Source organism: Amphritea opalescens (assembly GCF_003957515.1).
In the GTDB taxonomy this organism is placed as follows: Bacteria; Pseudomonadota; Gammaproteobacteria; order Pseudomonadales; family Balneatricaceae; genus Amphritea; species Amphritea opalescens.
In genome coordinates this window covers 271821-292056 of sequence record NZ_RQXW01000001.1, presented here as the reverse complement: position 1 = coordinate 292056, position 20236 = coordinate 271821, and the positions used below count along the sequence as shown (strand labels likewise).

The 20236-nt window shown below is 46.6% G+C and carries 19 protein-coding genes; 3 read left to right on the top strand and 16 right to left on the bottom strand.

Annotated features, from left to right (window positions below):
* Positions 1-55: 55 nt before the first annotated feature.
* From EH243_RS01280 to EH243_RS01260, 5 genes are all read right to left on the bottom strand, one after another.
* On the bottom strand, positions 56-457 hold the full coding sequence (locus tag EH243_RS01280) for a GFA family protein (protein ID WP_126156820.1): 402 nt from the start codon (positions 455-457) through the stop codon (positions 56-58).
* 99 nt (positions 458-556) lie between these two features.
* Positions 557-3343, bottom strand: coding sequence for a tetratricopeptide repeat protein (locus EH243_RS01275; protein WP_126156819.1), 2787 nt, complete (start codon positions 3341-3343; stop codon positions 557-559).
* Between the two features lie 134 nt (positions 3344-3477).
* On the bottom strand, positions 3478-4365 hold the full coding sequence (locus EH243_RS01270) for a Kiwa anti-phage protein KwaB-like domain-containing protein (protein ID WP_126156818.1): 888 nt from the start codon (positions 4363-4365) through the stop codon (positions 3478-3480).
* A gap of 1 nt (position 4366) precedes the next feature.
* Positions 4367-4885, bottom strand: a complete 519-nt coding sequence (locus EH243_RS01265) for a hypothetical protein (protein ID WP_126156817.1) — start codon at positions 4883-4885, stop codon at positions 4367-4369.
* Positions 4886-5238: 353 nt separating this feature from the next.
* Positions 5239-6093: a PA4780 family RIO1-like protein kinase gene (locus EH243_RS01260; protein ID WP_126156816.1), complete on the bottom strand. Its 855-nt coding sequence runs from the start codon at positions 6091-6093 to the stop codon at positions 5239-5241.
* An 897-nt stretch (positions 6094-6990) separates the two neighbouring features.
* On the opposite strand from EH243_RS01260, the gene EH243_RS01255 reads away from it, so the two are divergent.
* The 3 genes from EH243_RS01255 to EH243_RS01245 all read left to right on the top strand — a co-directional run bounded on the left by EH243_RS01255 (position 6991) and on the right by EH243_RS01245 (position 9057).
* Positions 6991-7935, top strand: a complete 945-nt coding sequence (locus tag EH243_RS01255) for a flavin reductase (RefSeq protein WP_126156815.1) — start codon at positions 6991-6993, stop codon at positions 7933-7935.
* Positions 7936-8076: 141 nt separating this feature from the next.
* Positions 8077-8484, top strand: a complete 408-nt coding sequence (locus EH243_RS01250; protein ID WP_126156814.1) for an immunity protein Imm33 domain-containing protein — start codon at positions 8077-8079, stop codon at positions 8482-8484.
* A gap of 153 nt (positions 8485-8637) precedes the next feature.
* The gene (locus EH243_RS01245; RefSeq protein WP_126156813.1) at positions 8638-9057 is read left to right on the top strand and encodes an Hsp20 family protein; all 420 of its coding nucleotides are present in this window, start codon (positions 8638-8640) and stop codon (positions 9055-9057) included.
* Between the two features lie 105 nt (positions 9058-9162).
* Here EH243_RS01245 and EH243_RS01240 read toward each other — a convergent pair whose 3' ends face one another.
* The 11 genes from EH243_RS01240 to truA all read right to left on the bottom strand — a co-directional run bounded on the left by EH243_RS01240 (position 9163) and on the right by truA (position 20144).
* Positions 9163-10122 (bottom strand): tRNA dihydrouridine synthase, encoded by a 960-nt coding sequence (locus tag EH243_RS01240; RefSeq protein ID WP_164549014.1) that lies wholly within the window; start codon positions 10120-10122, stop codon positions 9163-9165.
* A gap of 105 nt (positions 10123-10227) precedes the next feature.
* Positions 10228-11445, bottom strand: coding sequence for an O-succinylhomoserine sulfhydrylase (locus EH243_RS01235; protein ID WP_126156812.1), 1218 nt, complete (start codon positions 11443-11445; stop codon positions 10228-10230).
* A 63-nt stretch (positions 11446-11508) separates the two neighbouring features.
* Positions 11509-13026 (bottom strand): amidophosphoribosyltransferase, encoded by a 1518-nt coding sequence (gene purF, locus EH243_RS01230; protein ID WP_126156811.1) that lies wholly within the window; start codon positions 13024-13026, stop codon positions 11509-11511.
* Positions 13027-13078: 52 nt separating this feature from the next.
* Complete coding sequence (locus EH243_RS01225; RefSeq protein WP_126156810.1) at positions 13079-13588, bottom strand: CvpA family protein; 510 nt, start codon at positions 13586-13588, stop codon at positions 13079-13081.
* 72 nt (positions 13589-13660) lie between these two features.
* Complete coding sequence (locus tag EH243_RS01220) at positions 13661-14212, bottom strand: SPOR domain-containing protein (protein WP_126156809.1); 552 nt, start codon at positions 14210-14212, stop codon at positions 13661-13663.
* Positions 14209-15501, bottom strand: coding sequence for a bifunctional tetrahydrofolate synthase/dihydrofolate synthase (gene folC, locus EH243_RS01215; protein ID WP_126156808.1), 1293 nt, complete (start codon positions 15499-15501; stop codon positions 14209-14211). The genes EH243_RS01220 and folC overlap by 4 nt, the downstream gene beginning before the upstream one ends.
* Positions 15502-15590: 89 nt before the next feature.
* A complete protein-coding gene (gene accD / locus EH243_RS01210) occupies positions 15591-16451 on the bottom strand; it encodes an acetyl-CoA carboxylase, carboxyltransferase subunit beta (RefSeq protein WP_126156807.1) in 861 nt (286 codons plus the stop codon).
* A gap of 30 nt (positions 16452-16481) precedes the next feature.
* Positions 16482-17285: a tryptophan synthase subunit alpha gene (trpA, locus tag EH243_RS01205; protein WP_126156806.1), complete on the bottom strand. Its 804-nt coding sequence runs from the start codon at positions 17283-17285 to the stop codon at positions 16482-16484.
* A gap of 23 nt (positions 17286-17308) precedes the next feature.
* Complete coding sequence (gene trpB / locus EH243_RS01200; RefSeq protein ID WP_126157005.1) at positions 17309-18496, bottom strand: tryptophan synthase subunit beta; 1188 nt, start codon at positions 18494-18496, stop codon at positions 17309-17311.
* Between the two features lie 25 nt (positions 18497-18521).
* Positions 18522-19142: a phosphoribosylanthranilate isomerase gene (locus tag EH243_RS01195; protein ID WP_126156805.1), complete on the bottom strand. Its 621-nt coding sequence runs from the start codon at positions 19140-19142 to the stop codon at positions 18522-18524.
* 72 nt (positions 19143-19214) lie between these two features.
* Complete coding sequence (truA, locus tag EH243_RS01190; RefSeq protein WP_126156804.1) at positions 19215-20144, bottom strand: tRNA pseudouridine(38-40) synthase TruA; 930 nt, start codon at positions 20142-20144, stop codon at positions 19215-19217.
* Between the last annotated feature and the right edge of the window lie 92 nt (positions 20145-20236).

Sequence of the window (20236 nt, the reverse complement as noted above, 5' to 3'; positions counted from 1 at the left end):
GGGCAGCAAGTGGGCAGCCGCTACACCACAGGTAACTCCATTATGTGATAGCTGCTCACTCTGGCAGCCCCTCGAACTCTGGCACGTCCCCTAACCCCTCGTCCCAAACAGCTTTGCTAGAGGTAAAGATATGAGCTGTTGGCGAGATTGATACTTCCGTGTCCAAACACCCAGCGGGAATAACTAAAAGACCTGTGTCATGAGTGCTTGGCAAGGCTGAACCGCAAACCTTACAAAAACTTTTTTTGTGGCGAGTACCTGCAAGCGTGAAGGTAGTCACAGAATCGGAACCCGCCAACCAAGTCAACTTAGCTGACTTCGACAATAAGTTGGCCGCATGAGCAGACCCGGTATCCTTTTGACAATACTTACAATGACAGAGGTAAAAGCCATCGAAATGTCCTTGCACTTCAAATTTTGCATTGCCACACAGACAAGAACCAAAATAATGAGTCATCACGTTTCCCTATGTTGGCTATAGTTCAAGCGCACATAACGCCGCGTTCACAGGAAAATTGGGAGCGCCGCGAATAATCTTTCCGAGTACAGCGCTTTGTTAGCAGCGTTCCGCCCATCGATCAGCCTTAGCTTGCCAAGCTTTCTTCGTTTTAGGGTTATTTTGCTTCTCGATTGCTTCAGCAAGTACTTCGAGGGCTTTATCCGTGTCTGACCTATTAAGTATTTCTGCTTTATCGTTCAAAAAGCTCGACAGAAACCAAGTTTTACAATCACCACGTTGAGCCCCTGTGATTGCCTCATCAATAGCGATAATCGCCCCCTTGTCATCATTAACTCCCCTAAGTTGCTTGGCAGCGTTCTGATAATAAAAAGGGTCTTTTTTTTCAATCTTATTAAGATAATATCTCGCCTTTTTGTATTTCTCTATCTCGATAAAAAACTTCGCAACTTTTAGGTTATCGAAATCATTAGCTGGCTGACATTCTATATAGTATTGCTCTGCAAGCTTAGAAGTTTCATTTAGTTTTTGTTCTCTATCTTGGCGCTGACTGTACTTATATAAACGATATAAAGACATCTGTATATCAGCATACGCCATCATAAGCTTTTTATTTTCAATTACATTATCAGGAGCAGGTAAGTTTGAGCAAAGGGACTCAAACGCTTCTGGCAAATTATATCCAAGATAACTTGATAGAGAACTGAGTACTCTGTATGGATGGTCAAACGAGGATCGCAATGTTGCAGATATATCTGAAACAAAGTCCTCAACTCGGTTCTGTATATATTTTTCTCTGCAAGACGTGTACTGTGAGTTAGATATTAAATCGTAAAAAGAAAGAACAACTGAATACGATTGTTCTGGATTGATATTACTCAAAAAAGTTTCAACGTATTTCTCAACCTTATCATATGATTTTTCGTTATCGTAAATTCTTGCCAGTTGCAGCATACACTGCTCACTATTTGGGAACTTACATAGTAAATCTGTAAATAATCTTTTCGCAGTAGCAGCGTCGCCTTTCCAGAAGTAGATTTTTGCGATGTGGTGCTCAACAAGTAATCTTATGTTTGATTTATCAGTAAGATTCAAGTTGATTTCATCTAGCTTTTTAATTACCTGTTCTGCTTCAAACTGATATTCGTCTTCATTCTGCTTTCTATCTACTGATATCAACCTTAACTCTAGCTTCTCTATCAGCAAAAGCAGATCTTCCATGTTGTTATGGCTTAGATCGAATTTTTCAACCTCATCTATCAGATCAGATTTGAAAACTAAGTTATCTGTAGTTTGAATTATTGCATATAACAAAGCTTTTCGATTTATATCACTTAAATCTTGCTTGTACAGTTCATTTAAAAGCTTATTATGCATTACGCAAAAACTATAATAACTAGATCTCTTAAACTCATTTTCTACCAAAAGAACTTCGCAAATCTCATCTTTCAACTGCTCTCTTTCATGTGAAAGATTGGACAAATTATTAATCGAAAGCAGAACAACAGAATGAATACTAGAATGATTAATTCCTGAACGAATTATTAGAGACAACTTTTCAAGATTCCTGATCGCCTTCATTCCGAGAATCTTATTAAAGATAAAATTGCTAATTTGCTCAGAATCTATTAGAGAGATTAAAGCAAACTCTCTGTGAAACTTTTCTGAATACTTTCCAATTACCAGATCTGATATTGTCTGGGATTTACCTCTAACAACTTCTTCCGATATTTGAGATATTTCTACAAGGAAATTATCTAATTCTGAGCTACTATATTCTTCCTCTCTGATTATCTGACACACAAGTTCCAAACAGAGAGGGTGGCCTCCTATATGATCAACAATTTCGTCAACATGTTTACTATCAATATCTATATTTCTATTTATAAATTTTTTCGATTCCTCGATATTCATTTCCGACAGATGAAAACAGATCTCCCTTCTCGCAGACCTTCCCAGTGAAGTAATTAGTACTCTACTTTCAGCTCTAGAAATTTTTTCAAATTCAACCTCAACATCAGAAACGTTACCTGAGAAATTGTCGAGAATGACAAGAGTTTTGTATGTGGCGCAGAGATTAGCTAAGTTTAGATTCTTATCAAAGTCACCAACTTTAACTGACTTGAAGTTTAAATCTTCATTTTCACCTAAATTCACCCATAATATTGAGTCAAATTCACCCTTAAGTTTGTGAGCAATTCCAAGTGCAATCTTGCTTTTACCAATTCCGCTTACGCCATGAATAATAGAAACTTTATTCCTGCTTACCAATTCTAAAATAGGAGATTCATCTTCCCTAGTTATAAAGTCAGATGGCAATGTAGGAAGATCGTTTTGCATAGAAATCGCGGAGTAGATCTGACTAGCTGTAGGTAGATAGTCAATTAACGACAAAATAAATTTTTGATTACCAATATTATCAGCAATAATTTGTGCGATACCCTCTGAGTCAAATATCACCACATCCTTTTCAATCCCAATATGCCGAATAACTTTGTTTACACTATCAAGTCTACCTCCTTTTGCCTCTTGATTAGCAAAAAGGATGATTTTTGAACATTGAACGCTATTTTTTAACGCTGATAAAACATCCTTGATAGGCTTCGTACTTTCTACTTTTAACTTTATCAGGTCATCAAAATTTTTTCCAAAAACATCAAAATAGTTATTATCTGTACCACATTGCCCAACAACTTCGAAATTATTATTTGAGAAATCAACTGTGCGACTAATAGGCTTGGCAAAAAGATTACTGCCTTTATGAATGGACGATTCACCAGTTATAATTTCAAAAACTGGCTTACAGAAATATTCGAATTCAGTCCCATTTATTGAAATAAGGTCGTCAACAATTTTTTTAATAAATACTCTTTTTAAAAAACCCATAAGATATAGTCTTCTTAACTAATTAATCAAATTATTGACTATTGCTGTGTCAATTTTGGCTGCTAACGCCTCACTCATCAAAATTTTGAGAGAGAGGCGAGTAACATTTCCGAGTGTAGTGACTTGTTAGCATGCTACCGAACACGTTTAGAGTTAGTTAAGTAATCGCTACCAGACAATGGCCCTTTATATATATCTTCTAATAAAAAGTGAAGCACTTCTTTGAGTTCTTTCTTGTCACTTGGCAATATTATTTTGCCATTATTTACAACGACTGGAATGTCAGGAAAATTGGCCGCAGCTGTGGATATTTGAGTAACAGTATAGTTGTCTAATACCCCCGAACTCTCAATAGAGTGCGCCATCTTTCTTACTGGCGTATCCGCTTCTGAGAGAAAACTTGCAAGGTCAGCAATTTCCAATGAAGCATGTTGCGACATCAGAGTTAAGTCTTCGTCTGTTGCTTCTCGATAAAACTCTGATAGATCGAAAACCATTCGAGCATTGTGAAAGCTTTTAAATTTTGTTCTATTGCCTTCAATGATTGCCACTAACTTATTATCAATCGTAAAGATATCATCAGTAGTTTTTACAAACGTATTGCCAGTTTGCATTTTTATTAGAGGGAGCTGATTTAGCGAAAGAGCCTGTCTTGATGAAAATTTTTGAACAAACACTTTGGTTTGACCATTTGTAGTTAGGCCTGTAAATATTGCCTTTATCGGTTCATTTGAAAAATTGGAAATATTCACATCAGCAAAAGATGATGCATTTGCATTGATTGCACGAGTCATCAACGTTGATTCACTAATATCATCAATAGTGAGGACTTCATTCGCGTCTGGCTTCCAGTCACCATTAAAATTCACTTCAGTATCTACTCCCTGCTCAAAGAACACTCGCTGATCTTCAAATATTTGAATTAGCTCTGACTGAAGTGGATTATTTACCCTAATTCGTTTAATTTGACAACTGCCGCTATCGTCCTTAATCAATGCGAAAAAATTCTGCTGCGCTGTCATGTTATTCCTCTACATCGATAACTATATATTCTGTTAACTGAGCCACTGTTAAAGGTTGGCTAGCATGCCTAAGTTCTTTTTTTGTGATAAGTACGTAAGTTACACCCTCTGGTGTACCTACCTTATAAAAGTGCCATTTCATGATGCCCAGAAGAGGATTGAAGTGATAGCTATATCCAGTACTGGTTATCACGGCAAATATTAATAATGTCGGAACCCAGACTGTCCAGTTTAGTGCAGTGAAACTCGCAGTAAAAAGCGGAAGTAAATATAAAAGAAGAAAGCCCATATTTTCACGATCAGCAGCTTCAACAGTCGCTACAGAAAAATTGAAGCGCTCTAGGTTCTTCTTGGCATAGCGAAGCATCCAGATGCAAACCAGTACTAGAAATAATGAAGCGGCAACAGCCAAGCCAGCAAATATTTTTTCGCCATCAAACCAAGCCACCCACGCATAAGTAAAGCCTACAGGAGCTATTGAGGTGCTAGTAAGTAAAATTTTGGCAAGTGTGCTTAACACATTCTATCCTTTGCTCGAAGTTATGATTGAAGTCGATTTGCATGCTAACAGCTTATTCGTGTGCGTGCCTGATATACTGGCGAGAACTCACCGGGCTTCTGCTTGTAACCAACTGATTTCATTCTGAAACCCTCCATAGTTTGACTATTCCCTTCCAGAAAAGCGTGCGGGCACACTATTTCAGTGACGAATGGCATATAAACTTGTACACCAAATCAATAACCTATTGATTTTATTGTTGCTTAAATTATCACCAACCGAATAAACAGACAAGCATAAAAAAGCCCACGCTAGGTGGGCTCTCTCGTATAATGTGACGCCCGCTCACGGCCGCGACGGTCAAGATTCCGCGGCTAACCTTCCTCGGCATCCTTCAAACGCTCTTGTCGTTCACGCTCTTCTAGCATCACCGCTTTAATCTCTTCAAGCACCGCATCCACATCAGCGCCATCGGCATCGCCGTCGTAAAGGCCGGTCAGTTCGGTTTCAGGTTTCAACAACCCCTCTTCATAGAGTGCCCACATCTCTTCGCCATAGCGGGATAAACTCAATATAGGCGCAAACTGGGCGTAATATCGGGTCATATTATTCACATCACGCAACAGCATTGAGCGTGCACTGTTATTCGCCGACGCATCCACCGCCTGTGGTAGATCGATGATGACGGGGCCATACTCATCCACCAACACATTAAACTCAGATAGATCACCGTGGATAATCCCCTCACACAGCATCAACTTAACGTAATGCATCATGACGGCATAATCTTCTAGTGCCTGCTCTTCCGTTAATAGCACCTCACCGAGGCGCGGCGCCACATCACCCTCATCGTCGACCACTAATTCCATCAGCAATACGCCGTCGATACAGCCAAAGGTCTCAGGCACACGCACACCCGCGCGATGCAGTCGTGCTAAGGCATCCACTTCGGCATTTTGCCAGATCTCTTCCTGCTGCTTACGTCCGTAAGCTGAGTTTTTCTCCATCGCACGGGCACGACGACCGCTGCGAACCTTACGGCCCTCCTGATATTGTGCGGCATTTTTAAAGCTACGCTTAACGGCATCTTTATACACTTTTGCACAACGAATTTGGCCCGAGCAACTAACAATATAGATATCCGCCTCTTTACCACTCATCAGACGGCTTATCACTTCGTCAATCAAACCTTCATCTATCAACGGAAGGAGCGTTTTTGGTGCTTTCATGCATACCTATATAGTCAAGAAACTGTTATAGCCAACCGTGGCTGAGCTGAATTAACTAAGTCTAACACTTTTTAAAATTTTTTAGGATTGTTCGCAGGTGCGATATATGGTCGCCCCCTATTATTCATCCCAGAGCCCTACATCTACGGCCTCTAGCACCTTGCAAGCGCCTTTAATAACACAAAAAATCCGGCAATCTCATAGGCATACCGGCTTTTATGGATATCCCGGCGGCCGGACCATCGAGACGGTCAATACAATGCGGAGTAAAAACCACCTCACAACAGGGTTGTGATCAGGCTCCATGAACAGTCCTCTCTGCGTCGCCTTATCGCCCGAAAAGCATCCCAGTTCACATAGAATGCTCTATCTGCTAATCTTGATGCCCAAAGAAAACGGACAAAGTAATATGGCGCAAAGCCTCACTTTAAAAGTCCTATTACAGTTGATACTCATCGACATCACGCGATTATCCGATCAAACACAGCAAAAACAGCAAACTCGTAAAAAGGATGTACGCATCTTTCATCGCTTCAATGAGCGGACAGAAACCCGACGCTTACCTACTCATCGGTGCCTATTACCGAAATCAGTTACCCGCTAGGCTTTCAAGATCCCGCCTATTTTGCTCGTTTTTTTCGCAGCAATGCAGGCAAGACTGCCAGCCAAGATCGAGACAATTAAAATAATAATAGTTTCAATATGTTATAAATAACAGAGGGTAAAGACACAAACGAACTTGCATACTATAATTCACTAAAAGCACACACAAAGCAGTGAAAATATAGGTTTTATACCTTACCAAACACCATAATTAACATCTTAATTTTATTCCTGCTCCATCCTGCAGAAATAACAATATCAATCTAGTTACACTTATTGACCTAAGGTTACCCCATGTCTCAGACAGATTTTGATCCAAAAGATTTTCGTCGCGCCCTCTCACAGTTTCCAACCGGCGTTACCGTTATCACCACTATCGATGCTGAAGGCAAACCCGTGGGCGTGACCGCCAGCAGTTTCAATTCGGTCTCAATGGAGCCAACCCTCGTACTTTGGAGCATCGACAAAGGCGCTCATAGTCTGTCTGCATTTGAGCATGCAAAACACTTTGCCGTTAACATTCTTGGCAGCGATCAGGTCGATACCTCTAACAATTTTGCGAGTCGCGGTGAAGACAAGTTTGCTAATGCCGCCTATACCTCAGGCCTAGGAGAATCACCTCTTCTCAATGAGTATGCCGCGCAGTTTGAATGTAAAACCTGGGCGGTTTATGAAGGGGGCGACCACCTTATTCTGGTGGGCGAAGTGATTAAATATCGCTATAACGATGTTGTCGAACCACTGGTTTTTGCACGTGGCCACTACGCTATTTCGGCGCAACATCCCGAAACCATGAACTCGTCGTCACCCTGTGAGCAGGCCAATACTGAAGGCGATTTTGTCGGTGACCACCTTCTTTATTTAGTCCGTAATCTTTATCAGGAACTGAGCGCTTCACTCTACCCTAAGCTACAGAACGAACACGATATTAATCCTGAAGAGTGGCGCATTCTTGCCCGTATGACGAGCTGCCCTGCCATCAGCATTAGCGACCTAACGGGCATGGTAATGCAGCCTGAAATCGCGCTACGACAAACCGCCGACTGGATGGTTGAGAAAGACCTTGTCGAATACCAAACGACAGATATCCTTAAAGTGACCGATAAAGGCGCAAAGATTGCCGCAAGACTGCGCGACCTAGCCATCACTGAAGAAGCCAAACTACTGTCTCAACTGCCAAACAATGAAGCCGGACAGTTAAAAGCGAATCTCAAAACATTGATTGAAAAATTAAGCTAAACCCCAGCACGCATTATCAGGATACAGAGCCAGCGGCACACCCGCTGGCTGACACCTCAACAATCGTTGTTTTGCTCTAAACATCCCATTAAAAACAGCGTAAAATGCCCCTCTTTTAAACACCATCAGACCGGAACTGTTATGAGTCTCGACGATATCGATAAGCCGTTAAGTAAAGAAGATGAAACCGCGCAAACGAAGAACGGTTTTTTAGCCCTTGTCTCCAAACTGGTCTTTGATGAAAAACTCCCCGTACGCTTTATGTATAAAACCGTACCTGCCCACCTCAATGATACGGGATGGCGTATGTTTACCGGCTATGAAACCCCCGAATTTCTCGAGGATGAGATGACCAATCTACTACCGGTAGAGGTTGAAAAAATGACCCATCTCGACCCCTCATTAAGCGAATTAGTCGACTATAATGCGGGCACTGTCTGGGAGCGCGCACCGGAATCAGAAGGCTGGGAAAGGGTTTACGACTTTAAGATTCCAGCCGATCAGGTTGAAGTAGAAATCACCAACGATGTCGATAATTTTAAACACTAACGCCTTCGTCCTGCGCATAAATATCTAGCCTTTCCCTTGAAAGGCTTTTTTTTGTCCTCATTTATTAAGTTAACGGAGGCTCTATGAGGTCCGTTAACCGCCTGATCATTGTGATAGGCAATTCACACTATATTGCTTTATGAGGATATTATTATGCGTCAATTTGACTTAACCCCCCTGTACCGCTCCGCCATCGGTTTCGACCGTTTAGCCTCGATGATTGATAACGCTTCACGCAACGAGCAAGCCCAGAACGGCTATCCACCTTACAATATTGAACTGATCAGCGAATACGCCTATCGCATTACCATGGCTATCGCAGGGTTTGATAAATCAGAAGTGACCATCAAAACAGAACACGGCGTACTCAGCGTAACCGGCAATAAACAACCGGATGAGACCGAGCGCCACTATCTACACCAAGGCATCGCCGCCCGCGGCTTTGAACGTAAATTCCAACTCGCAGATCATGTTCGGGTAACGGATGCGTCGATGGAAAACGGCTTACTACATATCGATTTGATTCAGGAAATCCCTGAAGCGATGAAGCCCCGCTCGATCGAGATTAACTAGTTAGACAATGAGTGCGGCGTAAGTCCTAATTAAAACTAGATGGTAAACAGGGAGCTATTGACTCCCTGTTTCAGTTAGGACTAAGACGGCTAGGGATAAGACAGATCAGTTTAGTAACTGGGCGGATTCTTGCAAAAATTGACGCACTTCAGACACCTGCTTTAAGGTACGCATCTGCTGCAACATAGGCATCGCTTCAGGATATTCACGGGACATCATTTTGAGCCACTGCTTGATTCGCCCATGGACATATTTCGCTGCGAGTTGTTGCTCGACCATCTCTAAAAACTGCTGCAAAAGCGTTAACATCTCAGCCCAACTCAGATGATCAGGATCATCGCCACGCTGCCAAGCTTTAATACGCAACCCTAAATCCGGCGCCGCTACTAATCCGCGCCCGATCATCACATCATCACAACCACTGACTTCGCGGCAACGCTGGTAATCCTGCCAGTTCCACACTTCACCATTGGCGGTGACGGGGATAGCCACATGCTCACGAATGCGAGCGATCCACTCCCAATGGGCTGGCGGTCGATAGCCCTCCTCTTTGGTACGCGCATGCACCGTTAGGCCACAGGCGCCAGCATCGGCAATGGCTGCCGCATTCTCCAAGGCTCGGGACTTATCACTAAAACCTAAACGCATTTTCGCCGTCACGGGAATATGCGCAGGCACCGCTTGACGCACCCACCAAACGATCTGATGCACTAATTCTGGCTCGTTTAAGAGAATCGCGCCACCACGACTCTTATTGACCGTTTTCGCCGGACAGCCAAAGTTAAGATCGATCCCTCGAGCGCCAATGCTCACCGCTTTACGGGCATTACCCGCCAGTACACGAGGATCACTGCCCAATAGCTGCAAGATCACTGGGGTGCCAGAACTGGTGCGGCTCTCATTAAACAGCTCAGGGCTGACCTTGCGAAAAACCTTCGCCGGCAGCACCCGCTCCGAAACACGCACAAACTCGGTAACGCACTGGTCGATACCACCGATACGCGTCAACATCTCTCGCATCGGGGCATCGACGACCCCTTCCATCGGTGCCAGAATGATTTTCAAGCTAACCTCTCATGCTCAACACTGTTTACGCCCCATGACGCTGAAACAGGCAAATAAAATGCCCGCTCTGATCTGCACCAGGCGGGCATCGTTAACCACATAACCTTAGATCGCAGCTAAGCCTAGCTGAATATCACGTTTAAGATCATCAATCGATTCCAGACCAACAGAGAACCGAATCAGATTATCCTTGATACCGGCGTTGGCTTTTGCCTCGGCACTCATACGCCCGTGGGTGGTTGTACCCGGATGCGTAATGGTACTCTTAACATCACCTAAGTTACCGGTAATCGAGATCATTTGGGTCGCATCGATAAAGCGCCAAGCGGCGGCTTGATCACCGCTCACCTCGAACGCCAACACGCCCCCAAAGGCACGCTGCTGTTTCTTCGCTAACGCGTGTTGTGGATGCTCTTCAAGCCCAGAGTAATAGACATGATCAATACCCGGCTGCTCTTTTAACCAAACAGCCATCGCCAAGGCATTGGCACTGTGAGCCATCATCCGCAGCTCCAGTGTCTCTAACCCCTTCATAAAGACCCATGCATTAAACGGGCTCAGACAGGCACCACCGGTACGGATAAAGCCATAGATCTGCTCCATCTCTTTATCGCGACCGACAACCACACCACCGACACAGCGCCCCTGACCATCCAAATATTTGGTGGCCGAATGAACCACAATATCGGCACCATGCTTAATCGGTTGCTGTAACGCAGGGGTACAGAAACAATTATCGACCACCAATAACGCATCATGTTGATGGGCTAGTGCCGAAACCGCTTCGATATCACCCAGCTCAGCGAGTGGGTTGGAAGGGGTTTCTAAAAAGAACATCCGCGTGGCCGGCGTTACCGCAGCAGCCCAGGCGGCCATATCCATGGGATCAACGTAAGTGACGCTAATACCGGTGCGAGTCAGATACTTGTCAAACAGCGACACAATTGATCCGAACACACTACGAGAGCAAACCACATGATCGCCCTGCTGTAACAACGACAAACAGGTACTCAGAATAGCTGCCATACCCGATGCGGTGGCCACTGCGCGCTCGGCACCTTCAAGAGCAGCCATGCGCCGTTCAAACCCCTGCACCGTCGGATTGGTAAAGCGGGAATAAATATTCCCCTCTTCTTCACCGCCAAAGCGTGCAGCCGCTTCCCGAGCACTGGAATAGACAAAACTGGAGGTCGGATAGATCGCATCATTATGCTCTCCCTCATCGCTCCGATGTTGCCCTGCACGAATCGCTAGCGTACTGAATTCATAGTCAGCATCATCAAACTGAATTCGTTCTGGGCGTTCAAAATTAGACTTGGACATCGACTACCATTCCCATCATTACAACGACTAATAACTTATTATCAAAAACCCATCTATCAGCGATTAACGAATAGTCGCGTGAAGGTTGGCATTTTGATTGGTAGATGATTTCTTATCACCACCTTTCGCATTGTCATTGCGCTCATCATCGATACGCTTCAAATAAGCGGCGTCGATATCACCGGTAATATATTTGCCATCAAACACCGATGCATCAAAGCCTTTCAGCGATTTATTACCGGCACGAAGGCAATCTTTCAGATCATCAAGGTCTTGATACAACATCCAGTCTGCACCGATCTCTTCACCGACTTCATCATCGGTACGACCGTGGGCAATCAACTCTTTAGCCGATGGCATATCGATACCATAGACGTTGGGAAAACGTACCGCAGGCGCAGCCGACGCAAAATAAACTTTCTTAGCGCCCATCTCAAGCGCCATCTGTACGATCTGCTTAGAGGTTGTACCACGCACGATAGAATCATCGACCAGCATGACGACCCGCCCCTTGAACTCAAGTTCGATCGGGTTGAGCTTACGGCGAACCGATTTAACCCGCTCGGTTTGACCAGGCATAATAAAGGTGCGGCCAATATAGCGGTTTTTGATGAAGCCTTCGCGGAATTTAACCCCCAAGTGGTGAGCCATCTCAAGCGCTGAGGTACGGCTCGTATCAGGGATAGGGATAATCACATCGATATCGTGATCTGGACGCTCACGCTTAACTTTCTCAGCCAGTTTAACGCCCATACGCATACGGGATTTATACACATTCACATTATCAATAATGGAATCGGGCCGAGCCAGATAAACATATTCAAACAAGCAAGGGTGTAACTGAGGGTTTTCAGCACACTGCATAGTGTGCACCTCGCCTTCTTGAGTAATAAAGATCGCTTCACCGGGTTCGATATCGCGAATCAAGGTAAACCCTGAGATATCTAACGCAACGGATTCAGAGGCCACCATGTACTCAGTACCCGCTTTGGTTTCACGCTGACCGTATACCAGAGGACGAATACCATGGGGATCACGAAAAGCAACAATACCGTAACCGGTGATCACCGACACGACGGCATAACCGCCGCGAACCCGCTTATGCAAGGCTTTAATGGCGGCAAAGATATCATCGGCAGTCGGCACAAGTCGGCCAATCTGCTGTAACTCATGGGCCATGATATTCAGCAACACTTCTGAATCAGACGTGGTGTTAATATGACGCAGATTCTCTTTGCGCATCCGCTCACGCAGATCCGCCGTATTGGTCAGATTGCCATTATGCGCCAACGCAATGCCGTAAGGCGCGTTAACATAAAATGGTTGAGCTTCCGCCGAACTGGAACTACCAGCCGTAGGATAACGCACATGACCAATACCGATATTACCCATCAAACGTTTCATATGACGGGTACGGAATACTTCGTTTACCAAACCATTGTCTTTACGCATAAAGAAACGATTTGATTCACAGGTCACCATACCAGCGGCATCCTGGCCACGGTGCTGTAGCACTGTTAATGCATCAAAAATTGTCTGATTCACATTAGATTTGGCTACGATGCCAACGATACCGCACATTAAGGCTACCTCAGGTTTAAGTTAGTTACAGCAAGTATAAATTCAACAACATTCAACTATTTTTACCACTGATATTCCAGATCATCTGGCCAATATCAGCAGCTGTTTCCCGGGTCCAGGATTCCATCAGCAAGAAATGGGGAATCAGTTGTGATTCCGCCCACCAACTATCCTGAGTTACCGGTGAACGCACCAGTAACGCCGTGATAACAATGACTATCAAACCGCCTCTGACGACACCAAAACCAATACCCAAAATACGGTCAGTACTGCTCAGCCCTGTGGCTTGAACAAGCATATTAATGAGGCTATTGATTACAGCGCCAACCATCAGAGTGGCAATAAAGAGAAGTATAAAGGCTGCGCCAATACGCAGCGAGGGTGTTTCCAGTAGATGATCAAGCAAGGTACTCAAAGAAGGCGCAAATAAACGGGCTACCACGAAGGCGGCTACCCAAGTGGCTAAGGACAGCGCTTCTTTCATAAAACCACCGCGCAGGCTGTACAACCCCGACACTGTGATGATGCCAATAATGGCCCAGTCGGCCCAGTTTAGTACCATGTTTAAAATCTACTTCTGGATCTATGAAATTAAGGGCAGAATTCTACCAGAGCTAACGAATTAACCCAATGATTATCGTGTGGTAAACCGAACGATAATACCATCCAAGCCAAACTCTTTCTGAATAGCCGCCTGCAACTCAGTCAATTTAGACTTCTGTATGTCGGGCCCAACAAAGACCCGAATAAGATCGCCAGTTTTACGAATATACACCTTATGGCCCGCCTTAATCAGCTTACGACTCAGCCCTTTAGCGTTGTCTTCATCCTTAAAGCTTGCCAATTGAAGACTCCAGGCAACCGGAATATTCTCCTGATCCAACGCCGGCGGATCGTTACGCTCACTAATCTGCGGCTTTTGCTTAGCCACCTCTGCGGCAACCTGCTTTGGCATCACCGCCACGGTTACCGGCTCACCCGGTGGCGCAAAGGTGGACGTATCCGGCAGTGGCTGATTTTCAGGTTCAATAGCGACCAACTGAGGTTCAGAGGGAGGCGGCGGGATGGCGCTCTCAAGATGGCGCTCGCGGTAGCCCGCTCCATCGAAAAAAATCGGCAATAGAATCACTGCCGCCAGACACAAGATCGCGGCCCCCGCAAGGCGCTGCTTAAAACCATCATTCACGCTGATTCCCCCACATTAAGTGCCACTAACGCATCACTCACCGTAAAAAAAGACCCCGCAACCATCACCCGATCGTCTGATTTAGCATCATGAGCAACCGCATCAAGCGCTTCCTTAACCGAGTCATAAGTATGCACCGCTTGAGTTACCCCCAGCGCCTCTAACTTTTCTCGCAAAGCCGCTGCCGTCTGCCCTCGAGGCTTGTTTAACGTAACCAGATACCACTCATCAATAACCGGCTGCAAACAGCCCAACACCTGATCGATATCTTTATCCGCCAACATGCCCAACACCATCAGCGTACGGCCTTTCACCGGCCGGCCACCGAGCTGCTTCGCTAAATAAGCCGCCGCTTCAGGGTTGTGGGCAACATCGAGCGTATAATCAACCTCGCCAACTCGCAGCGGTTGCATTCGCCCCGTTAACCTTGCTTTAGACAGACTCTGTCTAAGGCAGTCAGGCTCAGGCAACATATCCAACAGATTCAACACCTGCAAGACGGTAGCCGCATTTGCTTTCGGCAAGGTGGTCTCTGGCAAGCCGGAAACCGTTAATAGATTGCCGTTCAATTGTTCACCTTGCCATAACCATCGCCCATCGCTCTCATCGGACAGATTAAAATCCCGTCCGCGCTGAAATAACGTTGCACCTATCTCATCGGCATAATCGACGAGTTTTTGCGGTGGCGAAGGATCACCACACACCGCCGGGCGACCTGACCGATAAATACCCGCTTTTTCATAGCCGATCTGATTGCGGTCATCCCCCAACCAATCAACATGATCCACCGATACCGTTGTTACCACGGAAATATCCGCGTCGATGATATTGATCGCATCAAGACGACCACCTAAGCCCACCTCAAGCAACATCACATCAGGCTGTTCAATGGCAAATACATGCAGCGCAGCGAGGGTGTTATATTCAAAATAGGTTAGCCGAACATCACCTCGCGCCTGCTCAATGGCGGTGAAAGCACGGACAATCAGATCATCATTGACCGGTTGACCCGCTAGCTTAATCCGTTCGTTGTAACGTAAAAAATGGGGTGAGGTAAAACACCCCACGGTCTTGCCCTGATCTCGAAGCACCTGATCCAACATGGCAATGGTCGAACCTTTACCATTAGTGCCACCGACAATAACGATACGACTACCGCTTAGATCCAGATGCATGCGCTCATAGACTTCACGCAAACGATCTAGCCCGAGCTCAATCAGATCGACCGGATGATTGGTTTCAATCCACTCAAGCCACTGCGCAAGAGTCTTAAAATGTACTTCAGCCATAGTGCTTTCAGCTTTTCTTCAGGACAACAATTTAGAACAATAAAAAAAGCCGCTGATAAACTGACAGCGGCCTTATTCAAGAGAGATGATCAGGCGACGGGAAGTCCCTGCATCATACGCAACACCGAAGAGATCCGGTCACGCAGATCACCCCGAGAGATAATCATATCGATCTGCCCATGCTCCAGCAGGAACTCACTACGCTGGAAGCCTTCTGGCAGTTTCTCACGCACCGTCTGCTCGATCACCCGAGGGCCAGCAAAGCCAACCAAGGCTCCCGGCTCACCGATATTCAAATCACCCAACATCGCTAGTGATGCCGACACACCGCCATAAACAGGGTCGGTCAACACAGAGATATAAGGCACACCGGCTTGCTTGAGTCGCTCAAGAGCAGCACTGGTTTTGGCCATCTGCATCAGGGAGAACAGCGCCTCTTGCATCCGCGCGCCGCCACTGGCCGCGAAACAGATCATCGGCACACCCTCTTCGAGGGCGATATTGGCAGCGCGAACAAAGCGCTCACCAACCACGGCACCCATCGATCCACCCATAAAGCGAAACTCAAAAGCCACCGCAACGACCGGCAACCCCTTCACTTCGCCTCGCATGGCGATTAAAGCATCTTTCTCACCGGTCGCTTTCTGAGCGGCAACCAGACGATCTTTATACTTCTTGGTATCACGGAACTTAAGATGATCAACCGGTTCGATTTCAGCACCGATTTCACGCAAAGTGCCCTCATCGAGGAACGCATTCAAGCGTACCCGCGCGGTCAAGCGCATATGATGATCACACTTAGGACATACATTCAGGTTTTTTTCTAGCTCCGGGCGATACAGCACGGATTCACATTTAGGACACTTTTCCCACAACCCTTCAGGAATGTTCGTTCGCTTCTTCTCAGAGCGAACTAGGGAAGGAACAATTTTATCCAGCCAGTTACTCATTATTACTCCAGCGTCTGCCTATGGCAGTCTTTATTTATCCATTGCCTGACGCATGCTTGCAGTAATCGCTGCAACCGCCTCAGGAATCTGTGCCTGATTGCCAGCTAATTCGGCAATCTTATTAACCAATACACTACCGACGATCACACCATCAGCTACGGCTGAAATCGCCCGCGCAGAGGCATCATCACGAATACCAAAACCAACCCCTAACGGCATATCGGTATGCTGGCGAATCATCTCTAGTTTTTCAGCAACTTCGCCCACATCCAGCGCAGCCGAACCGGTCACGCCTTTAACAGATACATAGTAGAGGTAACCACTGCCGGCAGCACAAATCTGCTTCACCCGCGACTCTTCGGTGGTCGGCGCGATCAGATAGATCACATCGATACCCGCCGCTTTCATCAGTGGGTTAAATTCACACGCCTCTTCAGGGGGTAGATCAACGGTCAAAACACCGTCAAGACCAACCGCCTTAGCTTTATCAGCAAACGCCGCATAGCCCATCACCTCAATCGGATTGAGGTAACCCATCAGTACGACCGGAGTCGTCTGATTGGTTTTACGGAATTCCGCCACCATGTCCAACACATCAACCAGACGCGTGCCGTGCAACAACGCACGCTCACAGGCTAACTGGATCACAGGGCCATCGGCCATGGGATCAGAAAACGGTACGCCCAGCTCGATAATATCGACACCGGATTCTACCAGCGCATGCATTAGCGGTACGGTTACTTTAGGATCAGGGTCTCCGGCTGTCACAAAAGGGATCAGCGCTTTGCGGCCCTGGCTTTTCAGATTATTAAAACACTCTGTAATACGACTCATCTTAATCTTCACTCAGTCAGGGCTTAAAAGTTAATACCGTCAATTTCTGCAACAGTATGGATATCCTTGTCACCCCGTCCCGACAGGTTAACCAGAATGATCTGATCCTTGCGCATCGTTGGTGCAAGCTTCATCGCTTCGGCCACTGCATGACTGGATTCCAGTGCTGGCATAATACCTTCGGTCAATGTTAGGTGACGGAAAGCATGGAGCGCCTCGTCATCATTGATCGCGGTATATTCAGCCCGGCCTATCTCTTTCAGGTAAGCGTGCTCTGGTCCAACACCTGGGTAATCGAGACCCGCAGAAACAGAGTGCGTACCAATCACCTGACCACCCTCATCTGACATCAGCGAAGTACGGTTACCGTGCAACACCCCTGGTCGACTACCGGCACTCAATGGCGCGGCATGTTGACCTGTTTCGATACCGTAACCACCGGCTTCAACACCGATCATGCGGACATCGGCATCTTCGATAAAGGGATGAAACAAACCAATCGCATTAGAACCACCGCCAACACAGGCCATCAGCACATCCGGTAGCTTACCGGCCTGCGCCAAACACTGCTCGCGCGCTTCACGACCAATCACTGACTGAAAATCACGCACCAGCTTAGGATATGGATGAGGGCCAGCCGCTGTACCGATAATGTAAAAGGTATTATCGACATTGGTCACCCAGTCGCGCATCGCCTCGTTCATGGCATCTTTCAGGGTGCGCGTACCCGAGGTGACTGAGACAACTTCAGCACCAAGGAGCTTCATCCGATAAACGTTCAGGGCCTGGCGACGAATATCTTCTTCACCCATGTACACAGTACACTCAAGACCCAGACGCGCGGCAACCGTTGCCGTAGCAACACCATGCTGGCCTGCGCCCGTTTCTGCGCTCACCCGCGGCTTACCTGTGAACTTAGCCAGCAACGCTTGGCCAATAGTATTGTTCACCTTGTGGGCACCGGTATGGTTTAAATCTTCACGTTTCAGGTAAATCTGCGCCCCGCCTAATTCGCGAGAAAGGCGCTCCGCATGATACAGCGGTGATGGACGACCGACATAGTGCGCAAGGTCGCGATCAAACTCTGCCTGAAACTGTGGATCTCGCCAAAGCTTTTCGTAGGTCTGCTCAAGCTGCTGGAGAGCAGCCATCAAGGTTTCAGACACATAACGGCCCCCGAATTGGCCGAAATGACCACTTGCATCGGGCATCTGCTTTGCGATCGCGAGATCTTCTTTAGTTGGCACAAGCTACCTCATTCATAAAGGATATTATTTTGGAACAATCTTTTCGGCCTTTCGCCATCTCCACCCCGCCGCTAACATCCACAGCATAGGGTTTCACCTGACTTATTGCCTTAGCCACATTGTTCTGATCAAGGCCGCCAGCCAGTATCAGCGGCAACTCAAGATCAGATGGGATGCGGTCCCAGTTAAACGCTTCACCCGTACCGCCGGGCACGCCTGGACGATAAGCATCCAATAGCAGTCCTCGGGCAGAGGCAAAACGTTTACATTCGGCGATGACATCAATGTCCGGAGACATCCGCACCGCCTTAAAATAGGGTCGATTAAACTGCTGACAGTACGCCGGTGACTCATCACCATGAAACTGCAGCAGATCGATACCAGTCTGACCCAAAATAGCGTTAACCTGCTCTGGGCTATCATCAACGAACAGCGCCACCGTGGTCACAAAGGGAGGCAACTGAGCAATAATAGCCTCGGCAACCGCAGGATCAACATAACGCGGACTGGGAGGATAAAACACAAAGCCAAGGGCATCAGCCCCCGCCTCTATCGCTGCGAGAGCATCCTCTAACCGGGTAATTCCACAGATTTTTACGCGAGTTCGCATCACTTGGATCAGACTATTTAAAGAGAGATTATTAAAAAAGAGCCTAATAGTAACAGATAGCAGGGCCAGAGGTTAACCGTTTTGCGTTAGGAAATAGGGACCTAAGGTGGATTTCGGCAACTCATATTGCTCGGGGTATTTTACATCGACGAAATAGAGCCCGTAAGGTGGCGCGGTAACCCCGCCTTTGCGACGATCTCGGGCATCAAGCACCTGCTTTGCCCAAACCGGCTCAGCTTCACCACTACCGATCGCCATCAACACGCCAGCAAAGTTACGAATCATATGCTGCAAAAAAGCATTCGCCCGCACATCGATCACTATGAGATCGCCCGCGCGATAGATATCCATCGCCTTAACTTCACGTACAGGGCTTTTAGCCTGACAACCAACCGCCCGATAGGAGGTAAAGTCATGCTCACCTAATAGCAAATCCGCCGCCGCTTGCATCCGTGGAAGGTCCAGCGATTTATGCGTCCAGGTCACACCACGACTCAACAATGCAGGCTTAACCGGCGAAGAGTAGATCAGATAGCGATAACGGCGTTCTAATGCAGAGAAACGCGCATGAAAACTATCATCAACGGGTTTCGCCCAACGAATCGCAATATCATCCGGCAACTGGGTATTGGTGCCCATCACCCAGGAACGATCTGAGCGGTCGGCATAGGTATCAAAATGGATAATCTGATAGGTACCACTAACACAGGCATCCGTCCGCCCTGCACAGATAACCGTAATAGGCTCATTCGCAATTTTAGACAGCGCTTGCTCAACGGTTTCCTGAATCGAGGGAACATCTTTCTCTTTCTGCGTCTGCCAGCCACGATAAGCACCACCGGCATATTCAACACAGAGCGCATAGCGACGCTTAACCACGTTGGCTGCGCTATCATCATCAGAACAGTTATCTTCGCCCTCTTTCTCAGTAGGCGAAACATAAGAAAGGGCGACCGTAGTCGCCCCTTGTTGATGGTCAATCTGGGTATTATCCCGTTGCATATAACATCTTATCTTAACGGTTAATCAAATCAGGCGATCAAGCCCAAACACGGATTTAAAGGATTCAACCTAAAGGGCTCATCCCAAAGCGC